Source organism: Protofrankia symbiont of Coriaria ruscifolia (assembly GCF_900634745.1).
In the GTDB taxonomy this organism is placed as follows: Bacteria; Actinomycetota; Actinomycetes; order Frankiales; family Frankiaceae; genus Protofrankia; species Protofrankia californiensis.
Genome location: NZ_CAAAFR010000043.1, coordinates 52,318 through 64,846, shown reverse-complemented (window position 1 = coordinate 64,846; position 12,529 = coordinate 52,318). Strand labels below are relative to the sequence as shown.

Below are 12,529 nucleotides of genomic sequence, written 5' to 3'. Positions count from 1 at the left end.
GTTGACGGCCATGCCGCCGCCCCTTTGCAACGTCACCATCTCGGCGCCCGGCGCCACGAGGTCGACATAGTCACCGTGCGCCGATCCGGACCACCGGTTGCCCTGCTGGTCGATCGCGCCGACACCGACGACACCGGGATAGGCCGCGGGGTACGGGGTCGGGTTGCGACCGTTCGCGTCGCCCCGGTCACCGACCGCGGCCACCACGGTGACACCCCTGGCCAACGCGTCCGCGACCGCAGCGCGAACCGCCGTGTTGTCGACGTAGACGGCCACGGCGACATCGATGACCTGCGCGCCGCTGGCAGCCGCCCAGGCGATCCCGCGGGCGAGCACCGTCGGGTCCACCTCGGTGGAGCCGAAATGCTGGTCGGCGATGACACGTACGGGCAGGATCGTGACGTTGGGTGCCAGTCCGGCGAACCCGACGTCGTCAACCCGCCGGGCGGCGACCACCCCCGCCACCCGGGTACCAAGGCCGAGGCAGTCGCTGTCCGCCGCGCCGCCACCCGCGACCGCGTCGAACCCGGGGAACACCCGACCGGCCAACTGGGGATGGTTGGCGTCGACGCCGGAGGAGAGCACCGCGACGGTAATACCGCTGCCACGCGTAAAGGGCCAGACACGCTCCGGTGCCAGAAGTTGCTGCGCCCAGGGGACGCCCCGGAAGTCCTGCCCGGGATCGGCACAGTTCTGCTCAGCCGGGACGGCTAACGCGCGAGCCGGCAGGACAAGCAAGATCCACGCTGCAGTGTAAAGGGCTAACGCCCCGACGGTCAGCGCCCGCCTGGTACCGCTCACCGATCGACCTCTCTCCCCGAGCCGTTCTCCGGCTGTCTGAGCGACAAGGAGGGTATGGAGTCGCTCCGGTCCTAGGCTGGCGGGCCACGGCGGCCGTCATCACGAGAGAAACCGGCTTCGCGCAGTTGCCGCTCCATCTCTTACCAGGACTCGTAATCCTCCAGGTCCTTCTCTGTTGGATCCGGCACAACCACTCCTTCCACACAACCGGGCCGACCCGTCTACCGCTCGGCAAACCGGTCGAGAAAATCACCCTTGGCCTGCTGGTCCGGAAGCTCGTCGAACAGCCGCCGCAACCGCTGTGCCTGCTCCCCGGGGCGGGTCGAACGGGTCGAATCCGACCGGTCGTGGCGTTCCATCACCTCGTTACCAGGATTAAGAACATAGCGGCGGATCGCCTCGACCACACGTTCCCTCCGCATCCGCTGCCTCCCCTCCCGCCGCGACCTGGCCGCTCATATGCTCGCAGATCTCGCCCACCATGTTCACCGCAGGATACGGAATCACAATATCCTACTCACGACGGCGGTTTGCGGCTCTGGGGTGCGCGGATGGTCGAGGCTGTAAGCCCCCGCTCAAGCCAGCACATGAAGGCACCATATTCGGCCTTGCGGCTGAGGAACACCTCCATCCCATCGCCGACGGTCATCCGACCGGCCGAGTCGAACGCAATACGCCGCAGGTAGAAGTCGACGAACGGTAGCTGGAGCGCGGCGCTGAGCGTCAGGGCGTCGTGCTGCATGGAACCCGGGTGGTACCTCGCAAACCACTGGTCGAAATGGGCCCGCAGCACCTGAGCCCACCCGGGTGCCTCCGGCGAGGCAAACCACCGGTAAAGCCCGGATTGCTCGTCGAGCTCGATCTCCGCCGAGAACGTGACATCGGAGGTGACAAGCTCCGGCCTGGAAAGAACTGCGAGCGCATCACGCGCAGCCCTCGGATCAAGCCGGATATTGTGTTCGGCGCGGGACGGATCGCGGTACTTGACCGCGCCGCCCATCTGGGTTACGACAAGGGTATGGGCCAGATGCGGTCGGACGTCCAGCACGTCCGCAAGATTCGACAACGGCCCCATCCCAACCCACCGGACCAAGCCGCCGGCAGCGCACACCGCCTCCACCATCCGCAGCACATCAGTACGCGTGCTGGCCACAGAGTCCGGTACGAGACCCGAAGCCGTGAAGTAGGCTGCCTCGCGAAGTTGCCGTCCGGCGACCACAGCGACATCCGGCCGTCCGCACAGATCAAGCAGGTACCGGGCAAACCGCGCTCGTTCCCCACCAACCTCGTCCGTGGTCACGACCAGCTTCAGCTCCGGCACGGTCAACGCCGCGACCACCACAGCGACAGCATCATCCGGATCCCCGCCTATATCGGTGTCAACAATGATCGGCCGGTCCGTCAACGACGGCGGCACAGGACCACCGGCACGCAGCAACTCGGCGTGAATACCCAGGCCCAAATCCGCGTACCGTTCGGCACGCGCGGCCAACTCCTCACGCTCCGCTTCCACTCGATCCCACTCGCTCTGCGCCACTGCTGCGCCCCTCGCCTTGTAGGTCATGGCTGACCCGCCTGCAACGAGTCAACGAATGCCTTCCGTTCATCCAACGTAGGAAGTCGATCGTACCGATGCCACGCATCAAGGATCTGCTCGGGAGTGAGGTCAGAGCGCTGCAATAGATCTGCTAGCCGTGCCACAACAGCCTTGTCAGCCCGACGTACGAAGGAGTCCATAACTTCGCTGAAAACAGGGTCCGCCCGTCCAGAACTGGCTATCCAGTCGCGGATCTGGTCGCGGAACCGATGCGATCCACGGTTGAGTTCCCCGAGCCAGTCGCCGCCGGATTCGCGGACGACAACAATGCGTTCAGCGAAGTCGAGCACTGCAATAAGGTTGATATCCTTCACCGCTTCCCGAACGAACGGGTCAGTGAATGGCGGCGCGACTTTGGCGGGATTGAGTCCCTTGAGCAGATCCTGCTCGAGATGTTGTGGCCGTTGCAGCGGTACACCCTCCGGGCCAAACCCTCGCGGGCTACCGAGACTGCCGTGCAGCGTCTCCTCGATGCTTCCGATCGCGTCCTGATGCGAGAACGTGAGGGCGGGATCATTGGGCAGGGCCGACACTGGGCGGCCGCTGTTACTGTCCGGCACGCGAAGGTCCACGGCGTAACCCACCTTGTTTCCCAGGTGTGGATCGAGCGGCGACTCTCCGAAGAACGCGTAGCGGCCGGTGAATGATGTCTCCGGGTAGAGCGCGGCCAACAGTTCCTGCACGGTGCCCTTGTAACTCGTGTCGATAAGGACTACCTGACTGCCCTCCTCCCCCACCGGGATCCCTCGGCTCTGCAGGTATTTGGTCAGCCGGGCGCGAGCGCCTGGAATGTCGGCCGGATCGACTTTCCCAGTGGCCTGCCGGAAATCGGATAGCTGCGGATAGCTGGCCCCAAGGTTATGTTCGGCGTCCAGGACGGCTGACTCCACGAGCGCCCTGGAGAGTACGACCTCCTTACCGTGCGCGTGGAAGAAGTCTGGGTCGAGGCGCTCGAGGGCGACCGCAAGGCTATGTCCGTCGCGTCCCACAAAGACGACAACGGTCTTTGGGTCGCGAGCTACGTCCATGCTTATATCGATGAGCATACGCCGTGCGATATCGACGATGAACGGCGCAGTGTATTCATACGCGACACGATACGCCTTAGCCAGCGCGTCCAGCGCCGTGGAATCGGAGATACCCAACCGCTCAGCCATAATGTCAACGGCCGGCGGATGATGTCCAGAATGCCCTGGCATGCCGGCGGCGTCCGGGTCGGAGGTGTGCTCATTCGGGTCTGCCCGCTCCTCGTCGATGCGAGGTCCACCATCGTGACCAGGCTCTCCGGCGGACGACGTATCGGGAGCCCGCGACTGTGTGTCAGGAGCCGGCGGCACATCACGAATCGGCGAGGCTGGCGGCAATGCGTCACGCAGGGCCGGGAACGAGAGCTCACCCTGACGTTGCCGCACCCCGTCGAGGTCCAGACCGTGCGTATCGACGATGTGCCGCGTGATCGGTCCATGGAGGTTGCCGTGCTGGCGCTCGGCGGGCACCGGAGGCGTTGCGTCCATGATGGCTGAACGGGCCTGCGCCACGATGCTCTCCGGGGCGAGCTCCGGGTGCCGGGCGAGGATGCCGTCGAATTCGCCGCGCAACCGCTGCGGGATGTACTTGTCCAGCACCATGTCCCGGAGCTGCTCGGGAGTCATGGCGGCCAGCTCGCGGTACCCGTCGGAGTTCGGGATCCGCGGATCACCGGTGGGGTCGAGCGAGCGGTGGCCGGCCAGGCCACGGAGGAACTCCTGCTGGACGGCGAAGCCCTGGTACTCCCGCTCGAACGTGATCATGGCCTGTGCCTCGGCCGCCGCGTCCGGATGGACCCGCGCGTCGATCTGCCGCCCGAGTATGCCCCGGTTGGGCTGCAGCGCGTGCATGCTCTCATGCACAACGGTGGCCGCGACCCCGCTGATCGACCTCAGGCCATCCCCCGTCCGGAGGTTGATGAACGTGGCGCCGAGGTCCGGCGAGTAGAACCCGCGTGGGGCGCCCACGGTGACCTGCCGCACGATGTCCGGTGTCACCGCGCCGTCGGGAAGCAGCGCCTGCACGGAGTCCATCTCCATCGGGATGGTCCGCTCGAACGTGCGCACCGCGTGCGCCTCGAACTCCGGACCCAGCACGTCGCCGATCTTCGCGATCGCGATGGCCTGGTCGATCGGGTGGAACCGGCCGGTCGCCGGGTCGATGCCCATCGCCCGGTTCGCCATCTCCACCGAGTTGAGCGGGTCGACGCCGTCGAGGTCCCGCCAGCCCGGGTCGGCGAACTCACCGTTGCGGCCGAAGTCGCGCCAGTTGCGGTACCGGTCGGAGTACTCGGTGACCGCCTCGCTCAGCTCGCGTACCCGCTCGACCGCTCCGCGCACGTCGCCGGTGGTGCGCGCGTGTTCCGCCGCCGCCTGCAGGGAGTCCGCCACCCGGCCGACCGACTCCAGGTCGCGGATGCGGGCCTCGACGGTGTGCTCCGGGTACCGAGCGAGCAAGTTGTCCCTGGCCCGATCGATCAGCTCATGCGTCTGCCGGGGCAGGTCGGCGCCGGTACGGGTGGCATGCGGCGAGAAGTTCGCGCTGGGCGCCAGCTCCGACTCGGCTACGCCGTGTAGGAACCCTTCGCCGGCCAGACGGATGGAGGCGCCCGTGGCGGCATCCGGGTTGAGGCCATGCTCATCGTGCGCCTGCTCCTCATGAGCGACCCGTTCGTCCGCGAAACGCCGCCCACCGTCGCGGCCGGTCGCCTCGGCTTCGACACGCTGCGGCACTTCGGTCGGATGCACGTCGGTCGGATGCACGTCGGCCGGTACCGGTGAGCGCTCCGGGGCGGCCGCCCCATCGCGTGGCACCGGCTCGGTCGTGGTGGACGGGTCGCGCGGGGCCCGAGGGGCCTGGGCCTCCCCCCGCAGTTCGCGGAACTTCGCCTCAATGCCGGCCGCGTCCAGCGGACGGCGGTTGCCGGCCGCGTCGACGTGCGTGAAGTGCTGCTCGAGGTAGTTGCGCAGCCGGTCGCCGTACGGGTTGAGGGTCTCCGGGCGAGCGTCCAGCCCGCGCTGGATCAGGTCCGGGGTGAGCCCCGGACCGCTCCGGTCGGTGGCGCCGTGCACGCCGTCCGGCGCCGGGCCGACCTGGTCGGCGACCGCCCGCCCGTAGTGCTGCTCGAAGCGAAGCTCGGCCCGCTTCTTGAACTCCCACCACTTGGCGTCATCGCGGTGAGCGGCATCGTCGCGGACGGTGTCCGGGGGTGGTGGCTGACTGTCCGCTCGCACGGCGTCCGGCCGACCGCTCGGGGTGGTGTCCGGGCGGACCGTCGTGTGCTCACCGCCCGCGTGAACCGGATCTCCCTGCGGTCCCCCGTCCACCGCGGGCCTGATGTCTACTGTGGACGTACCGTCCTGGGTGGGCCGGCCGTCCGGCACCGCGGGCGTACCGTCCGCTGGCGGCCCGCCGTCCACCACCCGCGCACCCTCTATCGGCGATGTGGCCTCCGCTCGCAGCGGACCCTCCACCCGCGCTCCGGTCCCTGACGCGTCGACCGGCTGTCCCGGCTTGCCGTGACCGGACGCCACCGGAGCCTGGGACTGGTGAGCCGACTCCACCCGGATCGAGCCCGGCTCGGCCAGCCGTGTCGCCGTGCTCTCGCCGACACGCCCGTGTGTGATCGTATTGGTCACGGTCGGCGACGTGGACACGCGGGCGCCGGCCGGGCCGGTCCGTGTCGCGCCGTCGGTCATGACGCGAGGGTCGGCCAGGTGAGTCGGGGAGAACGCCGGGGTGCCCTCCCCCGGGGACGTCGCGTGCGCCGGAGACGTCGCGTGCGCCTTTTCCCCGAGCGGGCTCAAGCCGTGTGCGCCGCTCTCGCCGGCGGCGAGGACCGGGGCATGCGCGCCGAACAGGTCACGCTCCCCCATCCGCACGTCCGCCGCCGCCAGGCCCGGGCTCCCGCCGCGCCCGTACCGGGAGAAGTCCATCATCATCATTCCGAGCAGCGCGGCCGGGGTCACGGCGTGCCACAGGCCGTCGCGGGTCATCCCACTCCACAGACCGTTCCGCTGCGCCCAGTCCTTCCCCTCCTGCCCGAACACACCGAAGATCGCCTTGTCCCGAAGCATCTGCAGAGCGTTGTCGGCGGTCTGCCCGGCCCCGAACGCCACCGCCGCGGCGACGCGGGAGTGGATGCCGAACATCAGCGGGCCGCCGATCGAGCCGGCGACGAAGCTGTCCGCCACCTCCTGCAGGAACCGGCCGGCGAAGTCCTCGGTGAACGGGTCGTGCCCTTCGGCCGCCTGGATCAGGGTGATCACAGTCTTGGTACCCGCGGTGAAACCGGCGTAGATGAGCCCGCCTTTCAGCGCGGTCGCCGCGACTCCGCGGAAGCCGCCCTGGATGAACCGTTGGACGCCAGCCCTGATGGTCTGCTGCCACATCTTGGTGAGCAGCTCCCGCATGATGAAGGTGATCGAGGTGCGGCCCAGCTCCATCTGCGACGCGCCGATCGCGGCGCCGATGCCGGTCCATGCCGTGATGATCGCCTGTACCAGGGCGACCGCCACCATGATGAGGTTGATGATCGCCATGTACACGGAGGACTCGATCTCGAGCGCCTTGCCGTGCACCATCTCCTGCATGGCGGCGACCGCCTGGGTCATGGACGAGGTCTCGTCGAAGTACGCCTGGAGCTGTTGACGCGCCACCTGAGCGGCGCCGTCTCCCTGCCACACGTCGAGGTCCCGGAGATAGGTCTGGATCTCCTCCAGGTGGTCCTGATAGAGGTTCGCGGCGTCGCCGTAGGCGTCGGCGAGATCGAAGAGTCGCTCGTGGCGCGCTTCCGGCCACATCAGGATCATCTCCACGAAAAAGTTTCCGGCGCCCGGAATCCACTCGTCGAGACTCTGGAAGAAGCTGCGCAGTTGTTCTATGGCGTCGTCGACACTGCCCACCTGTCACCTTCCCTCGGTGCTACGCGACACCGCGCTCAGATGTGCTCCAGCCGTTCCGCGACGTACTCACGTGCCCACCGCGCCGGGCGCCCATCACCGCCCGTCACCCGCCAACGCAGAATGTCCAGTGCCCGCAGCCCGGTCAGGTAGTAATGACAGGAGAAGAACTCCAGCACCACGTCACCACCCTCCCGGCGGATCACCGGCGGGGCCACCAGCTTCGCGTTCGCCCACGGATAATCCGCCGCGAACGAGTCGACGTCCCGGATCAGCTCACCCGCCCGGTGCAGCGTCGTCGCCGAGTAAGGCACCACGACCGGCCCGTCGATCGCTTTGACCGAGTACAGCTCGCTCAACAACTCGGCATAGGCCAACGGCTCCAGGTCCACGGCCAGCCGCCGACCCAGCTCCCGCATCGTCGCCACCTCGTTGAGGAACAACACCTCATCGGTACCGGCGACGACGAGCCCATACGTGGCAGAGGTGTTGTCGATGAACGAGCGATCCGCGACCACCCGCACCGCGCCGTCGACCCACGGCTCTCGGGCGATCAGCCAGTCCGCCGGCCGCGCCTCGTAGCGGTGACTGCCCACGTAGAAGACGACGGCGTCCGGCCAGTCGCGCCGGGAGTCGATCCCCTCTCCTGGCTGGAGCACATGGCGCCGCAGCGCGGCAACAACCCGATCCGCGTCCACGGACTAGGCGTCATTCGCCGTGGTGATGTCGCTCGCATTCTGCACGTCGGTGCCCTGGTACTCGGTCATCGCGAGCACCGTGCCGTCGCCCACCCGCGTCAGGAGATCACCGGCGTTCGACATGCCGTCCCGGACGCTGTCCCGCAGCGGCTGGTCGGTGCCCTCGGGCGTGTAGTTGTAGGTGTGCTCGAAGCCCTCGCCGAAGTGGTCGGCACCCCACGGGCGCTCCGCATCGATCGCGTTGATGTCGGCGAGCGGACCCTGCACCTTGGTCTTGAAGGTCTGCGCCATCGAACGCAGCAGCGCGCCGGTGGCACTCACCTCGTTGGGGTCTCCGTCGACGTCAAGAAATGTACTCATCGCCATCCTCCTTCTTAAGCACCCGGGGCAGGTCGGCGTCGTGGCTCTCCAGCATCAGGTCGAAGTCGGTCGGCCCGATCATGCCCAGACCCCGGTCCCTCGGCATGGCCCGGTCGAGGATCTCCTTGGTCTTCCGGTTGGCCTCCTCGACCGCGGCGCGCGCGGTCGACAAGATCGACGCCGACAGGGCCTTGGAGTTGGGCGTGCGGTACACCCGAGGATCGATCTCGATGTCGACGAGCTGACCGCGCGGGCCCACCACGATCCTGACTAGTCGATCATCGGACCACGCGGTGCCGGTGACCTCAAGGGCGTCTTGCCGCGCTTGCGCGGCATTGTCCAATGTGTGGCGTAGGTCGTCGATCATCGAATTGAGGGCCGACCACTGCGGACGCTCCACCGCCTTCACCTCCCTGTGGCTTGTGTACGGCGCTCGCCTGAAGCCTGTTCGGATATATAGACGACCTCCGCACCCGCCGGCATCAGCCCTGGCCACGCAGAATATCGCCAATATGACCCGGAATCGGTGCCGCCGGCTCCGGAGGATCCGCCGCTGGTGAGGGCCCAGCCGACGATGACTCCGCCCGCAGCCGGTGCGCCAGTGCCGTCGCATGGGCCAGGAGCCCCGGTACCCGATCACCGTCGATCGAGAAGCCGATGGGCGAGCCGGGGTTGACGGCCAGCCGATGGTCCGCGCCGGGCCAGCGCCGCAGCACCGCCACGAGGTCGAGGTTCACCGTCGGTACGTCGATCCCGAACTCGCCCAGGTACTCCACGCACCGTCGCGGCGAGGTGAAGACCGGCACCATCCACGCCCCCTCGACCTCCACCGCCCGCGTCGGCACGATCACGTGCGAGGTCACCAGCACGTCGAGGAGCACATCGCCGTCCAGCGCGGCCAGCGCGTCGCGGAGCAGGCGTTCCACCTCGTTGGCCGGGACGAAGGACGCCAACGCGTCCATGGCGGGCAGGAGCGTCGGCACCTCCTCCGGCGGCACCAGTACCCCGATCGGGGTGGCCGGGTTCACCGCCAGCCCCCACGGCTCCGGGCCCAGGTCCGGCCAGGTCCGAACCAGCTCGGGCAGGGTGGTCTGTCGCCAGCCGTCCGCGTCGACCACCCGGAGCAGCGCCTCCGCCGAAGTGAACACCAGCAGGTACGGCACGCCGTCGCGTCCCTTGGTGAGCAGTCGCTGCCCGCCACCCGGGACATCCGGAAAGCCCGGCAGGTACAGCGGTACGACCGCGACGATGCCCAGTACCTCGGCCAGGTCCCCGGCGTCCACCGCAGCGAGCAGTCGCCGCTCCACGTCGTTCACGGGCGCCCAGGAGGTCACCGGCATCACCGGGCCTCGAACAGGGCCGTCAACGAGTCCGGCCGCGACGGTGTACGCGGCTGCCACGGCGCCTTCATCCGCGCCGGCAGACCCGCCCCGACCGCCTCGTCGCATACCTGGGTGACCCGACCCGCGGCGGCCCACTCCGCGGCGATCCGAAGCAGCGGCCGGGCGGGCCGGGCGAGCGACGCCCACAGGTCGTCGATGTCGTCCGCGCAGCGGTGCAGCAGGTGGGCACAGATGTAGTCGGCGCCGAACGCGTTCCGGTCGCGCGGATCGTCGTCATCCCAGTACCAGATCGAGTCGACGTCGCCGCCCGAGATCTTGACCGCGAACAGGCCACCCTGTACATACCCGATAGGTAGGAAGTCCAGCGTCAGCCGGTCCCGCACCCACTCCGCCGCGTAGGAGACGTCCTGGTGCTGATCGGTCCGGGCGACCCCGAACAGGGGCTGGTCGGCCACGAACCCGTACCCGGGCAGCACGCCCGGTGCCGCCGGACCCGCACCGTTGGTCTCGGCCAGGAAGCGCCGGTACCGGGGCGGGAGCGGCCAACCGAACAGCCGTTCGAGCACGTCGAGCACGTCATCGGGTACCGGCTCGGCCGGACCGTGGCCGACCGGCGCGGGCTCGGCGTCGAGCCGGAGCCCCCGCCCGGTGGTGGGCAGCGCGCGTACCCCACCAGCATGCCGGTACGAGCCGTGCAGCTCGATCGGTACCAGGGCGAGCTGGCGCCCGGGCCTGCCGTGGGGCCCGAGGTGTGCCCAGCACCAGCCCGGCGGCGTGGCGAGGGCCGCGTCCTCCGCCGGCCCGCCACCAGCCAGCCACAGCCGGTCGCCGTCGGGCCCGGCCGCGGCGCGGGCCATCGCCACGTTGGCGGCGAGCACGTCCACCACCCGTACCTCATCGAGGGTGAGCCCGGGCTCCGGGTGCGGCAGGTCGACCATTGCCCGCGCGCACAGCGCCCAGTCAGGGTAGCCCTGCGGTGTCACGAGCACGCCGTCGCGGTACCGGATCCGCAGCGTCGGCGATCCCGGATGGACGATGCTCAGCGCGAGGTGGGCGCCCGGGGGGATGGTCGGACCGGGGTAGGTCATGGCGCAAGCCGCATGAAAGTGGCGTTGGCAACCTGGCCGAGCCGGGCCGGCACATCAGCGGGCAGCCGATGCCGGTCGTTCACCGTCTCGCAGAGAATCTTGAGCACGAGGTTCCCATGGGACGTGGTCAGCTCGACCTTGTTCTTGTCGCCGACCCAGTACGCTGCCGAACCCACGCCCGGAACGTCGGTGGGAGTGCCCTTCGCCAGCCTGCGGCCGGTGTCGACAAACCTCTCGGCCCACGTCGCGTCGCGTAGTAGCTCGGCGTTGACGCTGAAGCTGACGGCCATCGTCGGAGTAGCCCGCGAGGTCGCGCACAGCCCGGGCGCGTCCGTGATGGGCTGACCACCGCCGATGGGGAAGATCTCCTTGAGCGCGGTGTCGTCGACCGCCTCGCACAGCTTTTTCGGCAGGGCGTAGGGAACGCCGGCGTCAGTCGCGGACGGCTTCGGCGAAGGCGCGACCGTCCCGGACCCGGTCGGGGTCGGCGGCGGGCCGCCGGTCGACTCCGACCGGGTACAGCCGGCCGCCCCGGCGACGAGCAGCGCGGCGAAGAATGCCGCGCCGGACCGCGTCAGCCTGGCCATGTCCGCCCCATCACCCGTCATGTACCGAGGGTCGGTTTGGGCTCAGTCGCCGGGGCCGGCTGCCGCACCGGCGCGCTGTCAACCACGCCCCCACCAGGGGTTGCAACCGTCCAGGCATCCTCCCGGTTCAGCAGCTCCTGGATCTTGTCGAACTCCTCGTCCGCAGTGGAGACCGGTGGCTCCTCCTGGGCCTTCCTGCGGGCGGAGATCTCCCCCTGGTATCCGGCCGGTCCCGCGGCCCCGGTACCGCGGACAACGCCGGCGGACGACGCGGCCGGCTGCGGGGCACCCGACGCGAGCCGCGCCGGCCGCCCCACCACGGGATTGGTCGTAGCCCGGGCCGGTGGGGCGAAGTCGCCCTCGGCAGGCGTCGGAGACAGCGGCGGACGGACCGGCGGGGCGGTCTCCGGGCGGGCGGGGCGTGGGCGGTTGAGCACCGGCGAGGCCGCGTCCGCGCGCGGCGGCGCCTGCGGGGTGCCCCTCCGCGGGGCGCCCGGCGCCTGCGGGGTGCCCGCCTGCGGTCCCCGCAGTACCGGCGACGACGGCGTGCTGGGCGGGGTGGTGAACTGTTCCGTCGCAGGGCCGACGCCACGCGGCGTACCAGGGGTCTGGGGCGCTGACTCGCCGGGCCCACGCCTGCCGTGCGGAGTGGCCGGTGCGTTCTGTCCGGAACCCCGCCCCTTGATCTGCGGCGGCGGAGCCGGCGGGGTCCGGCCCGCCTGAGGCGAGGACGGCGGCAGGCCCTCCGCGGAGACCGATCCCGCACCGGTACGCAGGACTCCAGCGACCCCTTTGCTCGGCAGGTTGCTGAACAGACGGTTGACGGCCGCCCCGGCCGCCCCGGCCGGGGCGGCCGGGGCGGCCGGGGCGAGGCCGGTCCGCACGCCGGGCGTGCCCGTACCGCCGAGCTGACCAGTGGGCACGACCGGCACGGCCGGGACCACGCCCGTGGGTGCCGTAGTCGAGATGTCGATGTTCGGTACCGTCGCATCCGGCGGGCTGGCGTTCGACGTGCTCGGCGTCGTGATGTCGGGTCCGGCCAGGTCGGGCTTTGTGAGGTTCTGCGCGCTGATGTTCTGCACGCTGAGGTTCTGCGCGCTGAGGTTCTGCACGCTGAGGTTCTGCAC

The 12,529-nt window shown here is 69.4% G+C and carries 10 protein-coding genes and 1 pseudogene; all 11 read right to left on the bottom strand.

The genetic code is table 11. The features are described 5' to 3' along the window. Positions 1-801: S8 family serine peptidase (locus CV1CTNOD_RS06685; RefSeq protein WP_165485351.1), on the bottom strand; the 801-nt coding region annotated here is incomplete at its 3' end. Between the two features lie 221 nt (positions 802-1,022). After that, the gene (locus CV1CTNOD_RS06680) at positions 1,023-1,223 is read right to left on the bottom strand and encodes a hypothetical protein (protein WP_131785287.1); all 201 of its coding nucleotides are present in this window, start codon (positions 1,221-1,223) and stop codon (positions 1,023-1,025) included. Between the two features lie 95 nt (positions 1,224-1,318). After that, a complete protein-coding gene (locus CV1CTNOD_RS06675; protein ID WP_131785286.1) occupies positions 1,319-2,365 on the bottom strand; it encodes a nucleoside hydrolase in 1,047 nt (348 codons plus the stop codon). Then, positions 2,362-7,329, bottom strand: coding sequence for a hypothetical protein (locus CV1CTNOD_RS06670; RefSeq protein WP_131785285.1), 4,968 nt, complete (start codon positions 7,327-7,329; stop codon positions 2,362-2,364). The genes CV1CTNOD_RS06675 and CV1CTNOD_RS06670 overlap by 4 nt, the downstream gene beginning before the upstream one ends. Positions 7,330-7,364: 35 nt before the next feature. Beyond that, positions 7,365-8,024 (bottom strand): hypothetical protein, encoded by a 660-nt coding sequence (locus CV1CTNOD_RS06665; RefSeq protein ID WP_131785284.1) that lies wholly within the window; start codon positions 8,022-8,024, stop codon positions 7,365-7,367. A gap of 3 nt (positions 8,025-8,027) precedes the next feature. Further along, entirely contained in the window at positions 8,028-8,384 is a 357-nt protein-coding gene (locus CV1CTNOD_RS06660; RefSeq protein ID WP_131785283.1) for a hypothetical protein, read from the bottom strand. Then, positions 8,368-8,784: a YbaB/EbfC family nucleoid-associated protein gene (locus CV1CTNOD_RS06655; RefSeq protein WP_242606424.1), complete on the bottom strand. Its 417-nt coding sequence runs from the start codon at positions 8,782-8,784 to the stop codon at positions 8,368-8,370. Before CV1CTNOD_RS06655 ends, CV1CTNOD_RS06660 begins: the two co-directional genes overlap by 17 nt. Before the next feature lie 82 nt (positions 8,785-8,866). Continuing rightward, complete coding sequence (locus CV1CTNOD_RS06650) at positions 8,867-9,718, bottom strand: SseB family protein (protein ID WP_165485350.1); 852 nt, start codon at positions 9,716-9,718, stop codon at positions 8,867-8,869. 5 nt (positions 9,719-9,723) lie between these two features. Next, positions 9,724-10,815: an SMI1/KNR4 family protein gene (locus CV1CTNOD_RS06645; protein WP_131785281.1), complete on the bottom strand. Its 1,092-nt coding sequence runs from the start codon at positions 10,813-10,815 to the stop codon at positions 9,724-9,726. Beyond that, positions 10,812-11,402, bottom strand: coding sequence for a hypothetical protein (locus CV1CTNOD_RS06640; RefSeq protein WP_131785280.1), 591 nt, complete (start codon positions 11,400-11,402; stop codon positions 10,812-10,814). Before CV1CTNOD_RS06640 ends, CV1CTNOD_RS06645 begins: the two co-directional genes overlap by 4 nt. A 17-nt stretch (positions 11,403-11,419) precedes the next feature. Then, a pseudogene (locus CV1CTNOD_RS24490) lies at positions 11,420-12,529 on the bottom strand (hypothetical protein); the annotation flags it as partial.